Raw genomic sequence first — 390 nt, forward strand, 5'->3', positions numbered from 1 at the left:
GGTTCTGGCGACAAGATCGTGGTCGATGCTGCTGAATCTGATCGTGGGGAAGCGATCTTTGTTGTCGACCAGATCAATAAGCTGGCTGATGAAGGCTATGACTGGGGCGACATAGCGGTCTTCTACCGCACTAACGCGCAATCTCGAATCATTGAAGATGTGCTGATGCGCGATGCTATTCCTTACCGCGTTGTGGGGGGAACAAAGTTCTATGAGCGGGCCGAAATTAAAGATGCGATCGCCTACCTTCGGGCCGTTTCGAATCCGGATGACACGGTGTCCATCCGGCGCGTGCTCAATGTGCCCAGGCGGGGTATCGGAGCTAAAGCTGAGGGCGCTATTGCGGCTCACGCCAGCGCGAACGGGATTAGTTTTGGGGCAGCGCTAGAG

The 390-nt window shown here is 55.6% G+C and carries 1 protein-coding gene; it reads left to right on the forward strand.

The annotated features are described in order from the left end of the window. A partial coding sequence (locus tag QP381_RS08580) for a 3'-5' exonuclease (protein WP_285068516.1) occupies window positions 1-390 on the forward strand: 390 nt, incomplete at both ends.

Source organism: Pauljensenia sp. UMB6358 (assembly GCF_030216865.1).
In the GTDB taxonomy this organism is placed as follows: domain Bacteria; phylum Actinomycetota; class Actinomycetes; order Actinomycetales; family Actinomycetaceae; genus Pauljensenia; species Pauljensenia turicensis_A.